This window comes from Armatimonadia bacterium, assembly GCA_039679385.1.
Taxonomy (GTDB): Bacteria; Armatimonadota; Zipacnadia; order Zipacnadales; family JABUFB01; genus JAJFTQ01.
The window spans coordinates 1-8,427 of the sequence record JBDKVB010000080.1 but is presented as its reverse complement, the minus strand read 5'-3'; the positions used below and the strand labels follow the sequence as shown (position 1 = coordinate 8,427).

7 protein-coding genes are annotated in these 8,427 nt (G+C 64.3%); 5 read left to right on the top strand and 2 right to left on the bottom strand.

What is annotated here, in order from left to right; translation table 11 throughout:
- Window positions 1-482: 482 nt before the first annotated feature.
- Both ABFE16_09790 and ABFE16_09785 read right to left on the bottom strand, forming a co-directional pair.
- Entirely contained in the window at window positions 483-1,439 is a 957-nt protein-coding gene (locus ABFE16_09790) for a ribokinase (GenBank protein ID MEN6345591.1), read from the bottom strand.
- A gap of 254 nt (window positions 1,440-1,693) precedes the next feature.
- A complete protein-coding gene (locus ABFE16_09785; protein ID MEN6345590.1) occupies window positions 1,694-3,490 on the bottom strand; it encodes a glycoside hydrolase family 88 protein in 1,797 nt (598 codons plus the stop codon).
- Window positions 3,491-3,715: 225 nt separating this feature from the next.
- Here ABFE16_09785 and ABFE16_09780 point away from each other — a divergent pair, with 225 nt between their 5' ends.
- The 5 genes from ABFE16_09780 to ABFE16_09760 form a co-directional block, all read left to right on the top strand.
- Window positions 3,716-4,942, top strand: coding sequence for a DNA cytosine methyltransferase (locus tag ABFE16_09780; GenBank protein MEN6345589.1), 1,227 nt, complete (start codon window positions 3,716-3,718; stop codon window positions 4,940-4,942).
- Entirely contained in the window at window positions 4,939-5,361 is a 423-nt protein-coding gene (locus ABFE16_09775) for a very short patch repair endonuclease (protein ID MEN6345588.1), read from the top strand. The genes ABFE16_09780 and ABFE16_09775 overlap by 4 nt, the downstream gene beginning before the upstream one ends.
- Before the next feature lie 2 nt (window positions 5,362-5,363).
- Entirely contained in the window at window positions 5,364-6,245 is an 882-nt protein-coding gene (locus ABFE16_09770; protein ID MEN6345587.1) for an NgoMIV family type II restriction endonuclease, read from the top strand.
- Window positions 6,246-6,281: 36 nt separating this feature from the next.
- The gene (locus ABFE16_09765; GenBank protein MEN6345586.1) at window positions 6,282-7,553 is read left to right on the top strand and encodes a sialidase family protein; all 1,272 of its coding nucleotides are present in this window, start codon (window positions 6,282-6,284) and stop codon (window positions 7,551-7,553) included.
- Window positions 7,554-7,685: 132 nt separating this feature from the next.
- Window positions 7,686-8,427 (top strand): radical SAM protein (locus ABFE16_09760; protein ID MEN6345585.1); only part of this gene is annotated, 742 nt, incomplete at its 3' end.

Below are 8,427 nucleotides of genomic sequence, written 5' to 3'. Positions count from 1 at the left end.
GAGATCGGGAGAGGTTTAGGAGCCGGCAGTCTACGAAGTTAACCTGTGCGACGTCGGCACCCATTGAGGGATGAGAAAGCCTCCATCACGCAGGCCAAGGGCACAGCACACGGCGACGGCAGACCGCAACCAGGCGAGGGCAGATCGCGGACAGCAACCGCCAGACCCGTAACAGCAGACCTCCGACAGCACACACCTGGCCATGTTATATACATGGCCACGGGCAACGGAGGCACGACTCAAGGCTAACGACACATCCTCTCGCCCCGGCCTCTTGACAGGCCATTTCATTGAGGGGGCTTGGGGGCTGAGGTGCCGTCTGGCCTTGCAGCACTGGAAGTGGGTAAGTCCCACGAGCCAGACCTGTCCCCCGTAGCGCCTTTGTTGGCGACGGTGCCTGCCGCCACAGACGCAGAGACGGCGGGCCATGGCCCGCCGTCCGGCGATTCCTCCGGTACGAACTCAGGTCGCCCGTCGGGCCTCTAGAGCGCGATGACCGATGCCTTCTCCTCGCCACCCTGGAGCTTGAGGAACTTCTCTACAGCCTCTCGTCGCGGCAGGCTCGGCTGGGCACCCACAACGGTGCAGGCCAGTGCCCCGCAGGCGTTGGCGAAGGCCAGGGCGCAGTCGATGGGCGCACCCTCTGCGGAACGCACTGCCAGACCGGCCGCGAAGGCATCTCCGGCACCCGTGGTGTCCACTACCTCAACCGAGTACCCCTCGACCAGACGCGGCCCCTGGTCATCGAGGACCACGCAACCGGTGCCGCCCAGCTTCACTACCGGCACCTTCACACCCCGGCGCCGCAGCTTCCGACAGGCCTCCACGGCACTGGGAACGTCGCTCACGGTGATCTTCGAGACTGCGGAAGCCTCGCTCTCATTGGGCGTGACCCGATAGGCGCGGTGCCACAGCTTGGGCAGCCCCCGACCAATCGGCGTCGGGTCGAGCTGGACTGGAACCCCACGGTCCACGGCGATCTGAATCGCCCGGTCTACGGTTTCGGTCGGAACGGCGAGCTGCACCAGCAACTGGTCAGCCCGCTCGATGGCCGGTGAGGCCGCCTCGACCTGCTCGGGGTCGCAGCGGTCATTGGCACCCAGGACCGTCAGGATGCTGTTCTCACCCGACGGCATCAGCGCGACGAAGGCCGCACCCGTTACGGCCTCCTCATCGCGAACGATGTAGTCCGTGTTGATGCCTTCGCGCTCGAAGTTGTCCACGAGCGCCGGACCGAAGGCGTCGCGTCCCACACGACCAATGAGCGTTACCTGTGCTCCCAGACGGGCGGCCGTGACCGCCTGGTTGGCCGCCTTGCCACCCGGAACGAACCGCAGGTTCTTCCCGACCAGATTCTCCCCCGGGTCTGGTAGACGGTCGGTCTCCATCACGAAGTCTATGTTGATGTTCCCCAGGACGGTGAGCTTCGCGTGAACCATTGTGGCTCCCCTGCCGATTGCTGCTCGATCACTACCTGAAAGCTCCTGCGGCAACAACTGACACTACTATAACACACGTATCCGGCCCAGGTTTCATCAAAGCCTGTCCGGAGGCCCGGCTCTGTGACAATCGCCTTGTCGCCCTGCGTAGCCGGTCTCCCACTGCCGCCTTCCCTGCCCTCGGAAGCGAACAGACCGGCCGGAGCCGGTCTGTAGTGGCCTGCAAGCGCGTACTCGAAGAGAGCCGTCGAAGGCTACTTGCCTTCCGCCGCCAGAACCTCCGAGAAGGCCAGTAGTACCGGCCCCGGCCCGTGTCCATCATTCACCGGTCGCGGGCGGGCAACATACTGCTCCAGGCTCCGACCGATCCCTGTCCCCGCGCAGGTGTCGAACACGCTGCCGTCCCAGCCGACCTTGGCCTTGAGCCCATCGACCGCTCGCCGGGCGTACACCAGATGCTCCTTGCCGATCCAGCCTCGGTTGCAGGCCCGGGCGATGCAGTAGGCGTACATCCCGGTGCAGGAGGTCTCCTCCCATAGCTCCGGCCGGTCCACGACTTGCCGCCAGAGCCCGGAGGGCGCCTGCACCTTCTCCAGACCCTCGATATGCCTGCGCAGGTTCTCCATCAGCCGAGCGCGATCAGGATGGCCCTCCGGCAGTTGCCCTATCACTTCCACCTCTGACAGAAGCGCCCAGCCGTTACCACGTCCCCACTTGTAGCCGTTGACCTTGCCTTCGCGGTTGAACCAGCCGTGGAACCACAGGCCGTCCTTGTCCTGAAGCCGCCCGGCGAAGTTCAGCAGTTGGCGTGCCGCGTCATCCCAGTACTTGCTGTCTCCGGTGAAGGTGCCCCAGCGAGCCAGGAAGGGGCAGCTCATGTACAGGTCATCGATCCACAGCGTTGACCCTCGGCACAGGCTCCCGTCGGGGAGCCGCGACTGCTTGTGGCTGATGTAGTCGGCTACCCGCTGCATCATCGCGAGCGTCTCGGTAGTGCGCGGTGCCCCGTAGTTCAGCATCCCCTCGACGACCTGGCTCGACATCGATCCGCAGTCATCCAGCGAACTCAGCCGCAGGATCTCCATCAGCGACCCGATTCGCACTGCCTGCCCGAAGGTCGCCTTCTGCCACTGAAGGTAGTCGTGCTGCTTCGCCGCGATCAGGTTGTGCCGCGTCACGAACTGCGCGAAGGTGTTGTCGCCCGTCACCGCACTGACCCGCAGCAGCCCATACAGTGTCACACCCCAGGGGTAGTTCCAGGAGATCCCTGTGGGCGGTCGCGACTGCTCCACCTCGGCCCAGGTCCCGCGCTTCCAGTCACCCTCCTGGAGCGTGCGGAGTTGATGGCGGGCCACCGCCAGCATGACCTCTTCTCGCGACCTCTTGGCCAAGTCGGCCGGTGAGACCGGTGTCAGCCCGGCCCAGTCGATCAGGTTACTGACTAGCGGGGCGATTGCGTCGTGCCGCGCGGAGAGCCCGACGTGGAACTGCACATCCAGAATCCATCCCTTGCCGTAGGACGCAAGCAGCATCGCAGGCCCATCGGTTGTGTCAGCAAGGACCTGCCAGTGCTCGCGGTCCCAGTCCTTCGCCACGTCGCCGCCCTGGATGGTCCCCTCGAACTTCCTTCCCGCAAGCCCCTTGAGGAGCGGATGGCCGCTGCTTGCGAAGGTCACCGCCGACGGGTCGCGGTCGCTAAGGACCAGCCGGTAGGGCCAGAAGATCCGGTCGGCCCGGGCATCATCCGCAAACCACGTCACCAGCTTCCCGCCCACGTTCACGTACTCCCACAGCCGCTGCCGCTCCGACTCATACACGTTCAGGTTGGTGCTGAGCACGATGAGTTTGTACCTACCCAGATCACCTTCCGGCAGAGCCCCATCCTCGCGCGACTCCACAACGACCTTGGCACCGAGGAGGGCTGGAAGTGCACCCCAGTTCCCGGCGCCCGAGTCAGGGCTGCGAACCATCAGCACTTCAGGCCTGGGGCTCTCAGCACAGCCATAGGTACCGACCAGCAGGAGGAGCAAGGCGATCAGTCGTGTTCTCATGCTCAGTCCATTCCTCTATCCGTCGCCGATTCCTGCCCTGGGGCAGGTCTTCCCAGCCCCTGGCGTGAACCAACCGGCCAGTCTGGGTCCGTGTACGCATTCCCTGGATGCGGTTGCTCCAGCCTGCTCTGGACGGTATAATCGGACCGTGCCCTTTGCTCGGTCGAGGTCTCCCGGGGGCCGATGCCGATGGACATAGTCTGGAGAAGCTGTGACAGGGTGAACATGGTCAACACTTCCTATGCGAGTGCCCCAGCCGGTGTCAGCGAAGCCGCTCTCTGCAGTGAGGAGGACCTGTTCCATCTGCGGAGCGCGGGACAGCTGAGCTGCGCCGGGCTACGTCCGAGGCTCATCGACGCCTTTGCGGGAGCAGGCGGCATGACAGCCGGCTTCACGCGGTTCTTGGGGCACGTCTATGAGCCGGTCTGGGCCAACGACTACAACCAGACCGCGGTCGACACCTACAGCGCAAACTTCGGCCCTCACTGTATCTGCGGGGACATCGAGGGCATACTCTCGGACCGCAATGTGGTGGTGCCTGAGGCCGATGTCGTTATCGGGGGGCCGCCCTGCCAGGGCTTCAGCCTTCTCAACAAGAAGAGAGATGGTGACCCGCGACGTGGTATGTGGTTACCGTTCCTTGAGATCGTGAGGAGGTCGGGAGCCAGCGTGTTCGTCATGGAGAACGTCCCACAGATACTGGGGTCTCCCGAACACGACGAGATCGTGACGGCCGCAGGCGCCGCGGGGTTCCGGACGACGGCAGCCAAGCTCTGCGCCGCCGACTATGGCGTCCCTCAGTCGCGTCTGCGAGCCTTCATCGTCGGCTGTAGCTTCTGTGATCCTGCGCTGTTCTTCCCTCCCAAAAGGACGCACTACCCCAGGGGCTATACGCCGTCCTTGGCCTTCGGTGACGAAGTCGGCTGCTATGTTCGTGCGCCTCGACCGTGGCGGACGGTACGTGATGCGATTGGCGACCTGCCTGCACCGGTGGGCACTGAGATACGCGATATGCCCCCTCCGTTGGACCTGCACTTTGGACGCTCGCCGACGGCAAAAAGCCGCGCGAGGTATGAGGCAATCCCCGAGGAGGGGATGAACCGAGTAGACCTACTGCGCCGGGCCCCGGAGCTGACCCCCGAGTGCTGGAAGAGGAAGAAGTCGGGTGGCACGGACCTGTTCGGACGTCTGTGGTGGGACCGTCCAGCCTTCACTATCCGCACCGAGTTCTACAAGCCTGAGAAGGGCCGGTACCTGCACCCGGAACAGCATCGCCCGATCACACACCGCGAAGCCGCACGTCTGCAGTCCTTCCCCGACGCTTTCGTGTTCCGCGGCAGCAAGATAGAGATCGCCCGGCAGATCGGCAACGCTGTTCCTCCAGTCCTGGCAGCACGGGTGGCGGACTGTGTGCTCGCCATGCTCGCCTCTCGGAGGGGACCGGGTCAGTGACGGATACCTTTGCGCCCGAGAAGCGCCATGAGATCATGGCAAGCGTGCGCAACGCAAACACGCAGCCCGAACGTGTGGTGAGGTCCATCGTGCACCGCATGGGGTACAGGTTCCGCCTGCATGTGCGCGGCTTGCCGGGGTGCCCCGACATCGTGCTGCCCCGCCATCGCAAGATCATCTTCGTGCACGGGTGCTTCTGGCACCAACACGAGGGGTGCTCCCGCAGCAAGCTGCCTTCCACGAACACTACCTTTTGGCGGCAGAAGCTCGAGAGGAACGCACTGCGAGATGCCGTTGTGCAGCGTGAGTTGGCCGAACTGGGCTGGTCCGTTTTGGTCGTGTGGGCGTGTGAGTTGAGGGATCTGGAGCACGTGCGTAACAGGATCAGTTCCTTCCTGGCACCGCCGGAAGAGAGGTAAAGATGCCTCGGCAGGCCGCGTCCCAGACGATCGCCGCTCTGCGCACTGACTACCACCGTGCCATATGCACCGATGTATTGGCATGGCGGCCAGGGCCCCCTTCGCTCAACATCGCCGACAGCAGCAGCAGGACAAGCAAAGCGCTCGCAGAAGGCTTGGCTGCGAGGCTGCCGCATCCGTTGTGTCGACGTGCCAAGGACGGCCAGACCACTGGGACCCTGTTCACCGAGCATACCCGTGGGTTTCTCGAGAAGGCCTTCGAGTGCTTGCATCACCTGCGTCCGGGCGAGTGGCTCTTCTCCACCAGTCAGGCGAGCGCCGGCATCGCACAGTTTGACCAGTACGAGCACCTCAATGAGCTACAGAGGGTGCTGGCCGAGAACCCCGAACTGAGAGCCGCGCTTGGTGGCGACTACCTTGTGACGCCGGACATCATCGTGGCCCGCGCCCCAGTAGATGACCCGGAGATAAACCGTCTCCGTCAGATCGTCGGCCCTGCCGGGCAACCTCCTGTTCACACTCCTCTCAGGGCGGCGAACGTACCCTCTCGACGCGCGATCCTTCACGCCAGCATCTCCTGTAAGTGGACAATTCGAAGCGACAGGGCGCAGAACACCCGCACCGAGGCCCTCAACCTGATCAGGAATCGCAAAGGCAAGACGCCGATCATCGCAGCCGTAACGGCAGAGCCGCTCCCGACTCGTCTCGCATCGATTGCGATGGGCACCGGTGACATCGACTGCGTCTATCACTTCGCCCTCCACGAGCTGCAAGAGGCCGTGGCCGAGGCTGACATGGATGGCCAGGAGGAGACACTCTCCATGCTCGTCGAGGGACGGCGGTTGCGCGATATCTGTGACCTGCCCTTCGATCTGGCGACGTAGCTCCGTCCCACCACCTCACTGGGAGAGAACCGTATCATGTCCCTCGAAGACATTCTCAACACCGAGATTCAGCGCACCAAGCCCGACTACGTCGTCTATCGCCCCGGAAGCGTTGACGGCTCCACCTTCGACACCGGCAACGAGCACTTCCTTGTCACCGATGCCCCCGACGGCGCTCTCATGGCCGTGTGGACCCAGAGCAGCTACGAAGGCGCCGGCGATCACCGGATCATGTTCTCCCGCTCGCTCGACGAAGGCGTCACCTGGGCCAAGCCCCGGCATATCGTCGGGCCCCAGCATCCGGGCGATGGGTACATGTCGAGCTGGGGGTTCCCCATCACCTCCAAGTCCGGGCGCATCTACGTCCTCTGGAACCAGTACCAGGGCATCGACGATGTCATCCATCAGCACACCGGCACCATGGACTGCTGCTACAGCGACGACCTCGGCGCGACCTGGTCAGCCCCGGTCACCATCCCCATGCCGCGCAGTCCTCACGATGATCCCGATCCGCATGTACCCTCCAACTGGATCGTCTGGCAGCTCCCGATCCGCGACCTGCGCGGCCGCTGGTTCACCGGCTTCAGCCGCTGGGTGAGCAAAGCCGTCCGCACTCCGGCGCACAACAAGTCCTGGACCGCCTGGGAGACCGTGGTCGAGTTCATGCGCTTCGAGAACCTCGACGACAACCCGGCCCCGCAGGATATCCGGATCAGTTACTCAGGCTGGGGCGATCAGGCGCTGCGCGTCCCGCACTACACCAACCCGTATCTGAGCATCGCCCAGGAACCCAGTCTGGTGCGCCTGCCCGACAACCGGCTCTTCTGCACCATGCGCACGATGAGCGGGTACATCTGGTACAGCGTGTCGTCCGACGACGGCCTCACCTGGCGCAACCCGGCGCCTCTGCTCCGCCGCGACAAGGGCCTGCCCATCCTCGAGCCGCTCTGCTGCTGCCCCATCTACCAGCTCGAGCGCGGGGAGTACATACTGCTGCATCACAACAACTCCGGACGCTTCGAAGGCTGCGAGCCCGAGGACACCGGCAAGAACCGTCGCCCTGCCTTTCTCGCTCGTGGCGAGTTCCGGCCCAATGCAGAGCAGCCCATCTGGTTCAGCGAGTCCAAGCAGCTCATGGACAACGACGGCAAAGGCATCGGCCCGCTCAACCGCACCGACTGCGGCGTGTATCCGAGCTTCACCCGCCGCCAGGGCAACTACATCCTGTGGCATCCGGACCGCAAGTTCTTCCTCCTGGGGAAGAAGATCACGCGGGAGTTCCTCGCCGACATGACGGTCGCCGGCTAGGTCCACACAGCCATCACTTCGCAGGGCCGAGGGTGCCTTCGTGGCCCCTCGGCCCTGTCGGCTATCTGCCTCTTGCGTATCGAACGCATGTTTGCTATCATCTCCCTGTATCTCCAGGGGGAGGTGATGGCCATGGAGCTCGAAACCAAACTTGACCTGCTGGGTGACGGCGCACAGTTCGATGTCACGGCTCCCGGGGTGAGCTTCTCCGAAGCCCTCAAGCGACGCGAAGAGGCGCTCCGGCATGCCTCCGGCGCCATCTTCCTCGCCCAGGCCTCCGGCGGCGGTTGTCTGCCGGTCTTCAAGGTCCTGCTTAGCAACGAGTGCCGCAATGACTGCTTCTACTGCGCGTGTCGCTCCTCTGCCGGGTGCGCTCGACAGACCTTCCAGCCCGAAGAGCTCGCACACACCTTCCTCCGGATGGAGGAGCGCGGACTCGTTCAGGGGTTGTTCCTGAGTTCCGGGGTGCGCGACAACCCTGAGCGCACGCAGGAGCAGATGATCGACACAGTCGAGATCCTGCGCCGCCGGCATCACTACCGCGGCTACATCCACCTCAAGATTCTGCCGGGAGTGAGTGAGGCTGCCATCGAGGCTGCGGCGTCCCTGGCTGATCGCGTTTCCGTGAATCTTGAAGCGCCCCGGGTGGCCGAACTGGCCCGCATCGCCCCGGACAAGCACTTCCGCGACGAGCTTTTGCGTCCGCTGCAGTACGCCGCACACCTGCATGAGGCGGGGAAGGTCCGCTCGGGGCTGACCACGCAGTTCGTTGTCGGCGGCGCCGATGACTGCGACCGCGAGTACCTGACCGCTGCCGTGTGGCTCTACGGCAAGCTGTCCCTGCGCCGGGTGTACTACTCCGCCTTCCGTCCGA